Origin of the sequence: Alteromonas gilva (assembly GCF_028595265.1) — a bacterium.
Classification (GTDB): domain Bacteria; phylum Pseudomonadota; class Gammaproteobacteria; order Enterobacterales; family Alteromonadaceae; genus Alteromonas; species Alteromonas gilva.
Map to the genome: position 1 here is coordinate 2,110,532 of NZ_JAQQXP010000001.1, position 15,301 is coordinate 2,125,832.

At 48.7% G+C, this 15,301-nt stretch carries 9 protein-coding genes; 6 read left to right on the top strand and 3 right to left on the bottom strand.

Features of this window, described 5'->3' with window-relative positions; all coding sequences use genetic code 11:
• Positions 1-80 precede the first annotated feature (80 nt).
• The 4 genes from sucA to sucD all read left to right on the top strand — a co-directional run bounded on the left by sucA (position 81) and on the right by sucD (position 6,635).
• The gene (sucA, locus tag OIK42_RS09275) at positions 81-2,903 is read left to right on the top strand and encodes a 2-oxoglutarate dehydrogenase E1 component (RefSeq protein WP_273639954.1); all 2,823 of its coding nucleotides are present in this window, start codon (positions 81-83) and stop codon (positions 2,901-2,903) included.
• Between the two features lie 9 nt (positions 2,904-2,912).
• Positions 2,913-4,454, top strand: a complete 1,542-nt coding sequence (odhB, locus tag OIK42_RS09280; RefSeq protein WP_273639956.1) for a 2-oxoglutarate dehydrogenase complex dihydrolipoyllysine-residue succinyltransferase — start codon at positions 2,913-2,915, stop codon at positions 4,452-4,454.
• A 142-nt stretch (positions 4,455-4,596) separates the two neighbouring features.
• Entirely contained in the window at positions 4,597-5,763 is a 1,167-nt protein-coding gene (gene sucC, locus OIK42_RS09285; protein WP_273639958.1) for an ADP-forming succinate--CoA ligase subunit beta, read from the top strand.
• A complete protein-coding gene (gene sucD / locus OIK42_RS09290; RefSeq protein ID WP_273639960.1) occupies positions 5,763-6,635 on the top strand; it encodes a succinate--CoA ligase subunit alpha in 873 nt (290 codons plus the stop codon). The genes sucC and sucD overlap by 1 nt, the downstream gene beginning before the upstream one ends.
• Before the next feature lie 91 nt (positions 6,636-6,726).
• Here sucD and OIK42_RS09295 read toward each other — a convergent pair whose 3' ends face one another.
• On the bottom strand, positions 6,727-7,440 hold the full coding sequence (locus OIK42_RS09295) for an endonuclease/exonuclease/phosphatase family protein (RefSeq protein WP_273639961.1): 714 nt from the start codon (positions 7,438-7,440) through the stop codon (positions 6,727-6,729).
• A complete protein-coding gene (locus tag OIK42_RS09300; protein WP_273639963.1) occupies positions 7,428-9,608 on the bottom strand; it encodes a VTT domain-containing protein in 2,181 nt (726 codons plus the stop codon). The genes OIK42_RS09295 and OIK42_RS09300 overlap by 13 nt, the downstream gene beginning before the upstream one ends.
• Before the next feature lie 351 nt (positions 9,609-9,959).
• Between OIK42_RS09300 and OIK42_RS09305 the strand changes: the two genes are divergently transcribed.
• Positions 9,960-10,463: a TrmH family RNA methyltransferase gene (locus tag OIK42_RS09305; RefSeq protein ID WP_273641469.1), complete on the top strand. Its 504-nt coding sequence runs from the start codon at positions 9,960-9,962 to the stop codon at positions 10,461-10,463.
• Positions 10,464-10,494: 31 nt separating this feature from the next.
• Here OIK42_RS09305 and amt read toward each other — a convergent pair whose 3' ends face one another.
• Positions 10,495-13,539 (bottom strand): ammonium transporter, encoded by a 3,045-nt coding sequence (gene amt, locus OIK42_RS09310; RefSeq protein ID WP_273639965.1) that lies wholly within the window; start codon positions 13,537-13,539, stop codon positions 10,495-10,497.
• Between the two features lie 285 nt (positions 13,540-13,824).
• On the opposite strand from amt, the gene OIK42_RS09315 reads away from it, so the two are divergent.
• Positions 13,825-15,300 carry an MFS transporter gene (locus OIK42_RS09315; protein WP_273639967.1) on the top strand — a complete coding sequence of 492 codons (1,476 nt, stop codon included), beginning with the start codon at positions 13,825-13,827 and terminating at the stop codon, positions 15,298-15,300.
• Position 15,301 lies beyond the last annotated feature (1 nt).

Below are 15,301 nucleotides of genomic sequence, written 5' to 3' on the forward strand. Positions count from 1 at the left end.
TGGCTATTTTTTTGTAAATGGATTCGGGTGAGACTCATCCGACCTGATTATATTTATAGACAACCTAGCAAGGCACAATAATGCAAGAAAGCGTGATGAAAGCGTGGTGGGACTCATCGCATATGGCCGGAGCCAATGCTGCCTATGTGGAAGCATTGTACGAAGCCTACCTTGATGATCCGCAAAGTGTCACCGATTCCTGGCGTAGTATTTTTGACGCTTTACCCAAAGTAGACGGGGTGGAATTAGAAAGTAACCATAGCCAGATCAGAGAACAGTTTAAAAAACTAGCGGCTTTAGGGCCTTTGGCACGATGTAGTACCGGAAAGTCATCAGACACCAGTAACCAGTCGGACGAAAAGCAGGTCAAAGTACTCCAGCTTATCAATGCCTACCGGTTTCGTGGACACCAACACGCCAATCTCGATCCACTTGGCTTATGGCAACAAGAGCGAGTCAGAGATCTTGAATTGTCGCACCATAGTCTTTCTGAAACCGATTTCGATACCGTCTTTAATGTCGGCTCTTACGCAATTGGCAAAGAAACCATGCCATTGGGTGAGTTGTTCAAGTCACTGAACAGAACCTACTGTAGCTCACTCGGTGCAGAGTACATGCACATAACCGATACTGAGCAAAAACGCTGGTTACAGCAGCGCATTGAGTCGGTAGAAGCGCGTCCGGAAGTGGACCGTGACACTAAAATTAATATTCTTAAGGGCCTGGTTGCTGCCGATGGTATGGAAAAATACCTTGGCTCAAAGTTTCCGGGCGCTAAGCGTTTCTCGCTGGAAGGCGGCGATGCGCTAATTCCTATGTTAAAAGGCTTGATCACAGAGGCCGGCACGCAAGGCACCAAAGAGGTGGTTGTGGGCATGGCGCACCGTGGTCGGCTAAACGTACTGGTTAACGTACTGGGTAAAAACCCGTCGGTGCTATTCGACGAGTTTGGCGGCAAGCACGATGAGTCATTAGGCGCGGGTGATGTAAAATATCACGCCGGTTACTCTTCTGACTTCGCTACACCAGGTGGTAATGTTCACCTGGCGCTGGCGTTTAACCCGTCTCACCTTGAAATCGTTAATCCGGTTGTCATGGGGTCTGTCAGAGCACGTCTTGACCGTCGCGAAAATGATGAAGGCAAAGTATTACCGGTGACCATTCATGGTGACTCAGCCATCGCTGGTCAGGGTGTGGTTCAGGAAACCTTTAATATGTCGCAGACCCGCGGTTTCGCGGTAGGCGGCACGGTTCGTATCGTCATCAATAACCAGGTCGGCTTTACCACGTCAAAGATTCAGGACACGCGTTCTACGCAGTACTGTACTGACATTGCAAAAATGGTGCAGGCGCCAATACTACATGTCAACTCGGACGATCCCGAAGCGGTATTATTCGTTACCAAGCTGGCGCTTGATTTCCGTAACAAATTTAAGCGTGATGTGGTCATCGACTTAGTGTGCTATCGCCGTCATGGCCACAATGAGTCAGATGAGCCTAATGCCACGCAGCCAGTGATGTATCAAAAAATTAAGAAGCATCCGGTACCTCGTGAGATCTATGCCGATCAGCTTATAGCTGAAGGTGTGCTGGGCGAGCAGGATGTGAATAAGCTCATGGAAGACTACCGTGCGGCCATGGACCATGGCGCCTGTGTAGTAGAAGAATGGCGACCCATGACCGAACATTCGGTTGACTGGCACCCATTTCTGGGCCACGACTGGGACACGCCGTATGACGGCAGCATTAGCCTTGAGACGCTAAAGCACCTGGGTGAGCGACTGGTTACCTACCCTGAGGATCACAAGCTGCAATCCCGGGTTAACAAAGTGTATACCGACCGTAAGGCAATGTTAGCCGGTGACAGGAAACTTGACTGGGGGATGGCTGAGTTACTGGCTTATGCATCCATTGTTAAGGAAGGCACCAGTATTCGTTTTTCCGGTCAGGATTCTGGCCGTGGTACGTTCTTCCACCGTCATGCGGTATTGCATAATCAAACCGATTCGTCGGCTTATATGCCGTTACAGCATATCAGTGAAGATCAGGCACCAATTGAAATATATGATTCGGTGTTATCCGAAGAAGCGGTAATGGCCTTTGAATATGGCTATGCGACTGCCGAGCCAGAGTGTCTGACTATTTGGGAAGCGCAGTTTGGTGACTTCGCCAATGGTGCCCAGGTTGTGTTTGACCAGTTCTTAAGTTCTGGTGAGGCCAAATGGGGTCGTCTGTGCGGATTAACAGTATTGCTACCACACGGTTACGAGGGACAAGGGCCTGAGCACAGTTCAGCGCGTCTTGAGCGTTTCCTGCAATTATGTGCTGATCACAACTGGCAGGTATGTGTGCCGTCAACACCGGCCCAGGTATTTAATATGATTCGCCGGCAGGTGATACGGCCAATGCGTAAGCCGCTTATCGTTATGTCGCCGAAGTCATTACTGCGTCACCCAATGGCGGTTTCCAGCCTGGAAGAACTGTCTGAAGGCGTTTTCCACAACGTGATCGGTGAAATCGACGAATTAACCGCTAAAGACGTAAAACGCGTGGTGATGTGCTCAGGTAAGGTGTACTACGACTTACTGGACCAGCGCCGTAAAAACGAACAAACCGACGTTGCAATCATTCGTCTGGAACAGCTTTATCCGTTCCCGCAGGAAGAATGCGCGAAGATTGTGGCAGAGTACAGCCACGTCAAAGATTGGGTTTGGTGTCAGGAAGAGCCACAAAACCAGGGTGCCTGGTATTGTAGCCAACATCATTTCTGGCAGGTAATCCCTGATGGTGCCAAATTGACCTATGCCGGCCGACCAGCGTCTGCTTCGCCCGCAGTAGGTTATTTATCCGTTCACAACCAGCAACAAAAGAATCTGGTTGAAGACGCTCTCACGATAAAATAAGGAACAAAGATGACAATTGAGATAAAAGTTCCGGTTCTACCCGAGTCAGTTGCCGACGCCACGATTGCAACCTGGCACGTGAAAGCCGGGGACAGTGTTAAACGTGACCAGAACCTGGTAGACATTGAGACTGATAAGGTAGTACTTGAAGTTGTTGCCCCTGCAGATGGAGTTATCGGTGAGATTATCGATGAAGAGGGAGCCACAGTTCTCGGTGAGCAGGTTATTGCTAAATTAGAAGAAGGCGACGGCGGCAAAGCCAGCAAGTCGTCATCTTCAGATGATAAATCTTCGAAGGCTGATAAAGCAGATAAAGCTGAGTCTAAAAAAGACAGCAAAGACGAAGCGCCGGCAAAAGAAGCCAGCGGTGCCTCGGTTGATATAAAAGTACCGGTGTTACCTGAATCTGTTGCTGATGCCACGATTGCCACCTGGCATGTAGGGCCGGGCGAAAAAGTCAGCCGCGATCAAAACCTGGTTGATATCGAAACAGATAAGGTTGTGCTTGAAGTGGTTGCACCAGCCGATGGCTCGATCGCTGAAATCTTAGCTGAAGAGGGTACAACGGTAACGGCTGAAGAAGTCATCGCTAAATTCACTGAAGGCGCCGGTGCATCAGCACCAGCATCTGATTCAGCAAGCGAAGAAAACAGCGGCAGTGACGACGATGCGCTGAGCCCGTCGGTACGTCGTTTACTGGCTGAAAAAGGTGTCGATGCGGCCAAAGTTAAGGGAACCGGCAAAAATGGCCGTATTACCAAAGAAGACGTAGAGCAGTACCTTAAGTCTGATAGCAAGCCAGCAGCAAGCTCTCCGGCAAGCGAAGAAGCGCCTCAGGCGCCGGCTGGTGAACGTAGCGAAAAACGTGTACCGATGACACGTTTACGTAAAACGATTGCTAACCGTCTGCTGGAAGCGAAAAATTCTACGGCGATGTTGACAACGTTTAACGAAGTTAACATGAAGCCGATCATGGATCTGCGTAAACAATATCAGGAAAGCTTCGAGAAGCGTCATGGTATTCGTTTAGGTTTCATGTCGTTTTACGTAAAAGCGGTAACCGAAGCCCTTAAGCGCTTCCCGGAAGTGAACGCATCCTTAGACGGCGATGATATTGTTTATCATAACTATTTTGATATCTCTATTGCCGTGTCTACGCCGCGTGGCCTGGTGACGCCGGTACTTAAAGATAGCGATACACTCGGCATGGCCGGTATCGAGAAAGGCATCAAGGACCTGGCGATTAAAGGCCGTGACGGCAAGCTGTCGATGGCCGACTTGCAGGGTGGTAACTTCACCATTACTAACGGTGGTGTATTTGGCTCACTGATGTCTACACCAATCATCAATCCGCCACAAAGCGCTATTCTGGGTATGCATAAAATCCAGGATCGTCCGATGGCTGTGAATGGCAAAGTTGAAATTTTACCCATGATGTATCTGGCGTTGTCTTACGATCACCGGATTATTGATGGTAAAGAATCGGTAGGCTTCCTGGTTACCGTTAAAGAAATGCTGGAAGATCCAACGCGTCTGCTTCTGGATGTGTAAGACTTTCGTAGCATAACTAGGTGTGAGCGTGATACTGCGGTATCATTCTCACAGCGTTGGCATTTGGGGACGAATGTCAGCAAAGGATAAGTTGAGCCAGTTATACTGGCTTTCGTTTAAATAAAAATCGGAAAGAAACACCATGAATTTGCATGAATACCAAGGTAAGCAGCTATTCAAAGAATATGGCTTGCCTGTTTCTGAAGGATACGCATCAGATACCCCACAGGGTGCAGTAGAAGCTGCAGACCGTATTGGCGGTGACGAATGGGTTGTTAAATGTCAGGTCCACGCCGGTGGACGTGGTAAAGCCGGCGGTGTAAAGCTGGTTAAAACTAAAGATGAAATTCGCGCTTTTGCTGAAAAGTGGTTAGGCAAAAACCTGGTGACATTCCAGACTGACGAGAATGGTCAGCCTGTGAGCAAGATTTTAGTTGAATCTTGCACTGATATCGCGAACGAATTGTACTTAGGTGCGGTAGTTGACCGTGGTACCCGTCGTGTTGTTTTCATGGCGTCTACTGAAGGCGGCGTAGAAATTGAGACCGTTGCTGAAGAAACCCCTGAGAAGATTCTTAAAGCAGAAATCGACCCAATTGTTGGACCACAGCCTTACCAGGCACGCGAAATGGCGTTTAAATTAGGTCTGCAAGGCGTTCAGGTTAAACAATTTGTACAGATCTTTATGGGTCTGGCTAAGATGTTTGAAGATCTTGATCTTGCGCTGATTGAAATCAATCCGCTGGTTATCAAAGATGACGGTAATCTTCACTGTCTGGATGCGAAATTAGGCGTCGACAGTAATGCAATGTACCGCCAGCCTAAGCTGAAGGACATGAAAGACCCTTCACAGGAAGATCCTCGTGAAGCGCACGCGGCTCAGTACGAACTGAACTACGTAGCACTGGACGGTAACGTTGGCTGTATGGTTAACGGTGCGGGTCTGGCCATGGGTACCATGGATATCGTAAATCTGCACGGCGGTAGCCCGGCTAACTTCCTCGATGTTGGTGGCGGCGCGACTAAAGAGCGTGTAGCTGAAGCATTTAAAATTATCCTGTCTGACGACAACGTGAAAGCCGTACTGGTTAACATCTTCGGTGGTATCGTACGTTGTGACATGATTGCTGAAGGTATCATCGGCGCGGTGAAAGAAGTTGGCGTTAAAGTACCAGTTGTTGTTCGCCTTGAAGGTACCAATGCAGAGTTAGGCCGTGAAGTACTGGCAAATTCTGGTTTGGATATCATTGCTGCAGAGTCATTAACGGACGCAGCAGAGAAAGTTGTTGCAGCGGCGGAGGGTAAATAATGTCGGTTTTGATTGGTAAAGATACGAAAGTTATCTGTCAGGGTTTTACTGGCGGTCAGGGCACATTCCACTCTGAGCAAGCAATCGAATACGGTACACAAATGGTTGGCGGTGTAACACCTGGTAAAGGTGGCACAACGCATTTAGGCCTGCCGGTATTTAATACTGTACGCGAAGCGGTTGAAGCCACTGGCGCAACGGCAACGGTTATTTATGTGCCAGCACCATTCTGTAAAGATTCAATTGTTGAAGCGGTTGATGCGGGTATCGAATTAGTGGTTTGTATCACTGAAGGTATTCCGACTATCGATATGCTTTACGTTAAAGAATACGTAAATGCCAAAGGCGCACGTATGATTGGTCCTAACTGTCCGGGTGTGATCACGCCGGGAGAGTGTAAGATTGGTATCATGCCTGGTCACATTCACAAGCCTGGTAAAGTGGGCATTGTGTCGCGTTCAGGTACACTGACTTATGAAGCGGTTAAGCAAACCACGGACGAAGGTTTCGGCCAGTCTACCTGTGTAGGTATTGGTGGTGATCCTATCCCTGGTTCTAACTTCATCGACATCCTGAAATTGTTCCAGGACGATCCACAAACTGAAGCAATCGTAATGATTGGTGAAATTGGTGGTACGGCTGAAGAAGAAGCGGCGGCGTTTATTAAAGAAAACGTGACTAAGCCTGTAGTGTCTTACATTGCGGGTGTTACAGCGCCTCCTGGTAAGCGTATGGGTCATGCCGGTGCTATCATTGCAGGTGGTAAAGGTACTGCAGATGAGAAATTTGCTGCCCTTGAAGCCGCTGGCGTTAAAACTGTCCGCTCATTAGCGGATATCGGTAAAGCATTACGCGAAGCGACTGGCTGGTAATCACCGCCCAGCGTAGCGTATCGCTACCACGGATAGCAAAAGCCCGCGTTTATCGCGGGCTTTTTTATGCGTATCTGATGAGTTGCAACCACTACTGTTCGGGTAACGCGATATCAAAGTCCATCTGCACAGGCAAATGGTCAGAAAAATGATCAAAGGCAGCACCACGCAGCCTGCCCACCTCACTGACAATTATTCGCTTACTCGCCCACAGGCGATCTAACTTAATTAACGGCAGTTGGCTGGGAAAGGTCCGCCCGGTATCAAGTTGACGATACTGTTTATCCAAACGTTTAAAAATCTTCGTGTTAGGCCACCATTCGTTCATATCACCGCCCACACAGGCAGGTATATTAAAGCGCTGTTGAATATCACTCACCGCGTCATACAGGCAACGGGCCTGGTAGGCCCGCTCTCTTTTTTTGAGGCCTAAATGGGCATTAAGTAAGCTAATTTGATGGTCATTGGCTGATACCACCACCTGTTGCAGGGTTCTTGGCTCACGGTTTTCTACGCTAATGTCGAACTGCTGCCGGTGTAACACCGGGTGCCGGCTTAAAATTGCGTTGCCATACCAACCGTACGCGGTGGTCATGGTTTTTCCCGGAATGAGCTCAAAGTGGCCATTGGCACAGATTGCGGAGATATCGTCGTTGACACCGCGCTCCTGAGGCCGGGTGTCCATCTCCTGCAGCAGCACAAAGTCGGCATTCTGAGCAGCCAGAAACCGCCCAATGCGATGATAGTCCTGTATTCCGTCACGGCCAATACCACTATGTAAGTTATACGAAATCAGGCGATACATTCTTCGGATTCATCCTTTTTCTTCTGCTGTTTTTTTGCTTGATACAATTTTGCCAGCTTTTGTGAACCAAAAATCATAGCCACCCAGAACGCCAGTCCGATCACCAGATAGGTCACCGTTTCTTTTGAGGGACTTTTAAATATTTGCATTATTGAGTCGCCCACCAGACCTTTGGCAATCATTTGAGGAAACATGCCAAAAAATGTCCCGATCAAGAATTGCACCAGGGTAATCGATGATATTCCGGCCACCAGATTAACCAGGCTGAATGGGGCAATGGGTAGCATTCGAATGGTGGCAACCCCTACAATGCCGCTTTCTTTCAGTTTGGCATCCACGGCTTCAACCTTGGGACCACCGAGCTTTCTCAAGCCTGCGTTACCCAGTAATTTACCAATAACAAAGGTTACGCCGGCGCTTAGCAGGGCACCGAGCATACCGTAAACCGGTCCCCAGATAGGACCAAAGATGGCTGCCACTGCCAACGACAACACCGTGACCGGGAAAAATAACAAGCCGCCCACCAGGTACACCAATAACACGGTGGGTAGCGCAAAATAGGTGCCGCGGCTTTCTTCCAGGAATGCCGTAATTTGATCGCCATCCAGCCATGATACGGTATTGCTGATGTAGAGAAGAATGCCCACCAGTACGCTAAGAATAGTGAGTCCCAGCGCAATCATGATAGTGCGACGCCTGGGGTTGGTTATCCAGGTTAGTTTACCGTTGAGACTGGGAATAGGGGGGCCAAGTGGCTTCTCCGGGTCGGAAATACTTCTGAAGACATTTTCCTGCGACGGATCGGTAAATTCATTATCGTCGATTTCGGTCAGAACGTAACCGTGGGCCAGTTGACCATCCATTAATGCCTGGACCGGCGTGTCACTGTCGATAAGTGTGGCGACATCTTCTACGGTGCGCCCAGAATGTTCCGCTAACAAATCGTTTCTGATTAACCGAATGCAGTCACGGTTTTCCTCGTTATTGCCGTGCAAAATCAGATCGACTTCTGTATCCAGTGACATTGAGCGGTTACTTAAGTTCGCTGAGCCTATAATGAGGTATTTATCGTCCACCGCCATGACCTTTGAATGGATCCGTTTGTAGGCCATTTTTCCCTGTCTGTCACGAATCGATGAATAGGTCATCATTGCCCGCCCATCGTCGATGCCGTCTTCAATAATGTCTTTAAAGGCAATACGACTGGCCCAGTAGGCTTCTGATTCGAACAGTCCTTTAGGATCGTAGGAGCTCACAATCATCACATTTAATTTGGGGCATTCCTTTAAGCGTTTGTTTAACGCTTTGGCGATTTCCTCGCGGGTGGCGAACTGATTTTCGATATAAATAAATTCCTCAGCACTGCCAATAACGTCTAATAGCATGTGGCAGACTTCCTGCACGGGCTCCACGTCTTCCATTTCCGGAATGGTGCGGGCAATGGCGCAATCGACATTGGTAAAGCATGGCTCGACCCCTTCTGGCCAGGTTGCCGGGAGCTCGTTATCAGATTCGGTGGTTTCCGCTGTGGGCATTGGGGCCTGTGCAATGCGATCCCAGCGCCAGCGGGCCAGTTCGGCAAAGTGATTCACCAGTGGGCCGCAGGATACAATTTGCACATCATGGAGTGGGCCATATTCGCCATCCGGCCCATCGCGTTCGCTTTCTTCAATCTTGTGATCACGCGTGTCCCAGCGGTGTAATGCTACATCCATGCCGCCTGAAAAGAGCACTTCGTTATCGATAAGTACGACTTTTTGATGTTGTGAACCGCCCATGGGAATTGAGTCATCCAGCAGTGCTTTCACATTGTCGGGGGTTTTGTCCTGCCACACTTCCAGTGCCCACATTTCGCGCTGGTCAAAAAACGCAAATGACGAGTCCCAGCGTAGCAAGTAAATTTTAAGATCGGGGTTTTGCTCTGCTTTCCATTTAATTAATTCACCGATTCGAGAGGGGGCTTCAGATTGCTCTTCATCTTCGCCGTGCAGCAAACGGATACGACTATCAATATCCCAGCCAATGATGATAATTTCTTTCTCTGCTTTGCAAATGCTGGAGTGCAACGCACGATAATAATTAGCACAGTCAATTAGCGGTGTCGCAAAGTTAGCATGGGTTTCCTGCCAACAGTTTGTTTTGGTATCAAAGATTGTTTTTGACGTCATGTTTAACCCCTGTGAGCCGTAGTATTGTCGGCTTTTTCCTGTATAGAGAGGCTTTTGCAGGAATTGTACCTGATACATGGTGTAACTTAAGTTAATGATAATAAAGGTTATATTTTGTTTTCTTTGACGCTTTTAGTGTCTGTGTCCATAGGGTTCAGGCAAAATATTCCCTGATTCGTGTAGGATTTCCAAAAGTGATGCGGTGTTACCCAGAAATTGAGAGTTTTACCAAAGACAGGCAAACACAAATAATACTATGAGGAGAATTGCGGCCTACATTGATAGCCGCTGTGCAATCAATATTGTGATTTTTGTCTGAGCCATTAAACTATCCTCTTTTTAAAGAGAAATATCGTGTACTCAGCCGTTACCATTGGTTTGCAAAATCCGAAATCAGCCACCAACGTCGCCAGCATCTTACGCGCGGCCGGCTGCTTTGGTGTGAGCAGTGTGTTTTATACCGGGCAGCGTTTTGGCTATGCTAAAGAATTTAACGCCGACACTAAATCCTTTCATCGGGTGATCCCGACCATTGGCGTCGAACGCCTGGACACGGTTATACCGCAAGGCGCTGTGGTCGTTGGTGTTGAACTGGTTGAAGGGGCCATCCCGCTGCCGGAGTTTACTCACCCCGACAATGCCTATTACTTATTTGGCCCTGAAGATGGCAGTCTGGCGCCCGATTTAGTCAGGCGTTGTGACGCAGTGGTGTATATCCCAACGTTCAATAGTCTCAATCTTGCCGCGACGGCAAACATCCTGTTGTACGATCGCCTGGCAAAAGGGCAATACGACCGTTCTGACGCTTTCATACGTCAAAGCCGCGATAACAACAATGGTCTGCGGCTTGATTGAGAGAGTAGGACACGCGGTATTTGTGCGCTGTTCATTCACTGCCATTGGCGGCAAACAGGGCAGGCACCTGCAAAGTGGTCAGTGGCCGGTGAAAGTAATAACCCTGATAGGCCTGGCAACCTTGTTGTTGAAGAAACTCAAATTGCGCGGCGGTTTCGACGCCCTCGGCGACGGTTGTTAACCCTAACGTTGAGGCCAGTTCAATGATGGTTGAGCAAATTTTGGCATCTTCTTTTTGGTTGGCGCACTCAATCACAAAGGTCCGATCAATCTTCAGCACATCCACAGGTAGGGTTTTCAGGTAATTAAGCGAAGAGTAACCGGTACCAAAATCGTCGATGGCAATTGAAATGCTGAGTGCCCGTAAGGCTCTTAATACGCTGATACAACGGTCAATGTCGCTTAAAAAGACGCTTTCGGTTACTTCAAATTCGATCCAATCCCCATCGATACCGTGTGCACCCATACATTCATTCAGAAAGGTCAAAAATGTGTCTGACAATAAATGTTTGCCCGACAGGTTAATAGACACTCTGGGTACCTGGCGGTATTGCGCATGCCAGATGGCAAGTTGTTTAAATACCAGGTTCAGGATAAGTTCTTCCAGCCTGATAATTTGGCCGGATTCTTCGGCAACCGGAATAAAGGCCGTCGGTGAGTAATATTCGTCGGTTGCGCTTTGCAGTCTCACCAGCGCCTCCAGACCAATGACTTGACGCATGGCATTCAGTTTTGGTTGATAGAGCATGACAAAGTCTTTTTTGGCCTGAATAGCCTGACGCAGGTTTTGTTCAAAATCGAATAATTCAGAGGCTTCTTTTGCCATACTGTCTTCAAACAGCTTAAAGTTATCCCGTCCGGCCTGCTTGGCCTGATACATGGCAATATCGGCTTGCTGGATCAGTGTCATGGGCAGTCTGCTGGCGTCGTTGGTAATACTGATGCCAATGCTGGTCGGTATCTTTAATTCCCGGCCCCCTAAATTCACCACCTCACGCATTACCTGCAGTATTTTGGTGGCACTGATGACGATGCTGTCTTCGTCATGCTGGCCGACCATCAGGATCACAAATTCATCGCCACCCCAACGCGCGATGATATCGTTTTCGCGCGTCACATTAACCAGTCTGGTGGCAACTTCGAGGAGTAATTGGTCGCCGGCCTGATGACCCAGGGTATCATTGATTTTTTTGAACCGGTCAAGATCGAGAAAGAACACTGATACTGTATCGCTGGTACTCTGAATGCGCCGCAATGCCACTTGTAGTGCATCGAGAAAGTAGGTGCGATTGTACAGGCCGGTCAGTGGGTCACTGTAGGCTAACTCCCTAAGCTTTTCCTGCAACCGGCGTTGCCGGGTGACATCACGTATGTGTAACGTAAACTCATTGCTGACGGTACTGCCAAACGTGGTGCCGGTAATGGTAATTTCGGCAGGAAACTCATCATCAGTAGAGCGTCGTAAGTGAATGCTATTACGCCGGTTAATGAGTAAGCCTTGTGAGTCGACAAATTTATTTTTTAGGCTGTGGGATACTTTTTCCCGGTCTTTGGCGAGGACAAACAGGTCAATAAAGTTCTGGTCCATCACCTTGGCCTGCAAACAGCCAAAAGTACGTTCGGCAGCGGGGTTAAACTCAATGATTTTGCCTTGCAAATTAATGGTGACGATGCTGTCCATTGACGAGTTTAAAATGGCACTCTTACGTTTTTCACTGCTCTTAAAGTCATTTAATGCCGCATCGCGTTCGGTCATTTCAAACTGTACGCGCTCAATAACGCGATTATACTGACGCGCAATCTGGCCTACTTCGGTGAAAGGCTCTTCCGGCACAGGTTGACTAAAATTGGCCTCTTTTTCCTGTGTATCCATAGAGTTAAGCAGATCGAGTAATTCAGTTTTGGCATTGTGCTCGGTAATATTCATACCGACATATTCCTCATGCGCGCTGACCCGCAGAGGGAATTTTCGATTAATTAAATACAGTGCGAGCCAGCTGCAAGTGAAACTGAACACGCCGGTGACGATAATCCCGATGCTCTGCGTCAACAGTTGCTGCCAGAATGCATTGCTTAGCAGAATAATCGCAGGGTGGAACAGTGCCACAGCCAACGTGCCCCAAATACCGGCAAATAAATGGGTCGGTACCACACCCAGAGCATCATCAATTTTGTAGCGAATAAGGAGTTTCTCGCTGCTACTCATGACCACTCCGGCAACGCTGCCGATCACCGCAGCGCTGGCCGGCGTGACGACATTCGCGCTGGCTGTAATGGCCACCAGTCCGGCGATAACGCCGTTCAGCATAAAACTTACGTCCATGTAACGGTGGCTGCAGGAAAATATTAAACTGGCACTTAAGCCGCCAAAAGACGCGGCCAGACAGGTGTTGACTAAAATCGTCGGCACCTGGTCGGTAAGCGCCAGAGTGCTGCCGCCGTTAAAGCCAAACCAACCGAACCAAATTAGTAATGTACCGAGTACCGACAACGGTAAATTGCTCCCGGCGGGAAAAGACGCGTCGCCGTCAAAGCGACCAATCCTTGGGCCCAGTATCAAAATAGCAGCCAGGCTCACCCAGCCGCCAACCGAGTGAACCACCGTGGAACCGGCAAAATCAATAAAACCAATCTTTTCCAACCAGCCCAGATTGTTGGCATTAAACAGTGAGGCCCAGGCCCAGTGACCAACAAAGGGATAAATCAACGTACACAATACGATGGTAATGAGCAGGTAACCACGATAGGTCATGCGTTCAGCAACAGCGCCCGAGACTAACGTGGCAGTCGTACCGCAAAACATCATTTGGAACAAGAAAAAGCTATATTGCCACGGCGTATTATTTGCACCAAAAAAGAACTCGGTCGTACCAAAATAGCCCGAGGCTGACTGGCCAAACATGACAGCAAAGCCAAACATCCAAAAAATTATGGATGACAAAATCAAATCAGACAGGTTCTTAGCCGCCACATTTATGCTGTTTTTGCTGCGTACTTTGCCAGTTTCCAGGCATAAAAAGCCGGCCTGCATGGTAAATACAAGTATTGCCGATATCAAAATCCAACCAGAATCCAATGTAACCCCACGATACGACTTTCAGGTGCTTATGTCAGCCGGTGCTTATGCAATATGCACACCAGTGAACAGGGGGCAGCGCACCGGTGCTGGCAATCAGTGCAGAGCGAGGCGGAAAAATGACATTATTAAAACTGAATACGTATGCACTGAGTTGGTAATTAGCACACTAGCAGTTAGTATTTAATCTTTATTTTAACGAACTATTAACAGACCTGACGTCTCGCTGACGTATGTTGGGTATAGAGTTGGATTCACTATCATGCTAGCAGTTAGTCAATAAATATGGATTCTTTTACTAAGCAAAATAACCAACAGCCGACCCTGTCGTTTTGGCAAATATGGAATGTTAGCTTCGGCTTTCTGGGTGTTCAGTTTGGCTTTGCATTGCAAAATGCCAACGTAAGCAGAATATTGTCTGACCTGGGGGCCGATTTACATTCGCTGTCACTGTATTGGTTGGTAGCGCCTATTATGGGGTTAATTGTGCAACCCTGGGTCGGGGCGGCGTCAGATCGAACCTGGAACCGATTGGGCCGACGCCGACCGTTTATTCTGGCGGGGGCGATTGCGGCAGCACTGGGTATGCTGCTTATGCCGAATGCGCCCTTGTTCGTGGCGATTATGGCGCCGATGATTTTTGGAGCTATTATGCTGGCGTTAATGGATGCCAGTTTCAATGTGTGCTTTCAACCGTTTCGGTCACTGGTGTCCGACATGGTTCCCGTGTCACAGCGTAATCAGGGATACTCGGTGCAGGCATTGCTTATTAATATTGGTGCAGTGATTGGATCGATTTTGCCCTTCGTGCTGACCAACGTTGTCGGCCTGGAAAATAGCGCTAAGGCTGGCGAAGTGGCACCGTCGGTGGTGTGGGCGTTTTATCTTGGCGCTTCGGTGTTGCTGGGCTCGGTGTTGTGGACGGTATTTCGTACTAAAGAATATGCCCCGGCTGAATACCATCGCTACAAGGGGGTCGACTCTGAGCCTGATGACCAACCAACATTACCGCTTGGCACCCGCTTAAAGGCGTTTTTGAGTCTTATCGTGAATATGCCCCAAACCATGAAACAATTGGCGGTGGTGCAGTTTTTCTCCTGGTTTGCTCTGTACATTATGTGGGTATATACCACGCCTGCGATTACTCAGCACATCTGGCACGTGGATAAACAGTGGTTTGATCCGGTCTTTCTGGGCACGCTGGCAGTCATTCCTGCAGAAATAGCCCGGGCGAAAGGTGCTGCCGGTGACTGGGTCGGTATTTTATTCGCTGGTTATTCGGTATTTGCCGCGGTCTTTTCCGTCTTTCTTGCCAGTCTGGCGAATCGCCTGGGACGTAAACGCGTATACAGTTTTTCTTTAGCGGCTGGCGGTGTGGGCTATTTGTGTTTTTTACTGTTTGACGACATGACTGCGGTGACGGTTAACTTATTGATCACTGAGGTCACCGTACCGGTGGGGGCCGTACAACTGTTACTGCCGATGATTGGGGTCGGCATGGCATGGGCTGCTATTCTTGCCATGCCTTATGCAATGCTGGCCGGCGCCTTGCCAGCCAAACAAACCGGTGTCTACATGGGTATTTTCAATTATACCGTTGCTGCGCCACAAATTATCGCTGGTCTGTCAGCGGGATGGATGTTGAATCACATCTTTGCTAATGAGGCCATCTTTATCATTATTATCGCCGGAGTTTCCATGCTTGCCGGAGCTGTGGCGGTATTTTTTGTCAAAGACCATGCTTATGCTGAATCAAACTAAT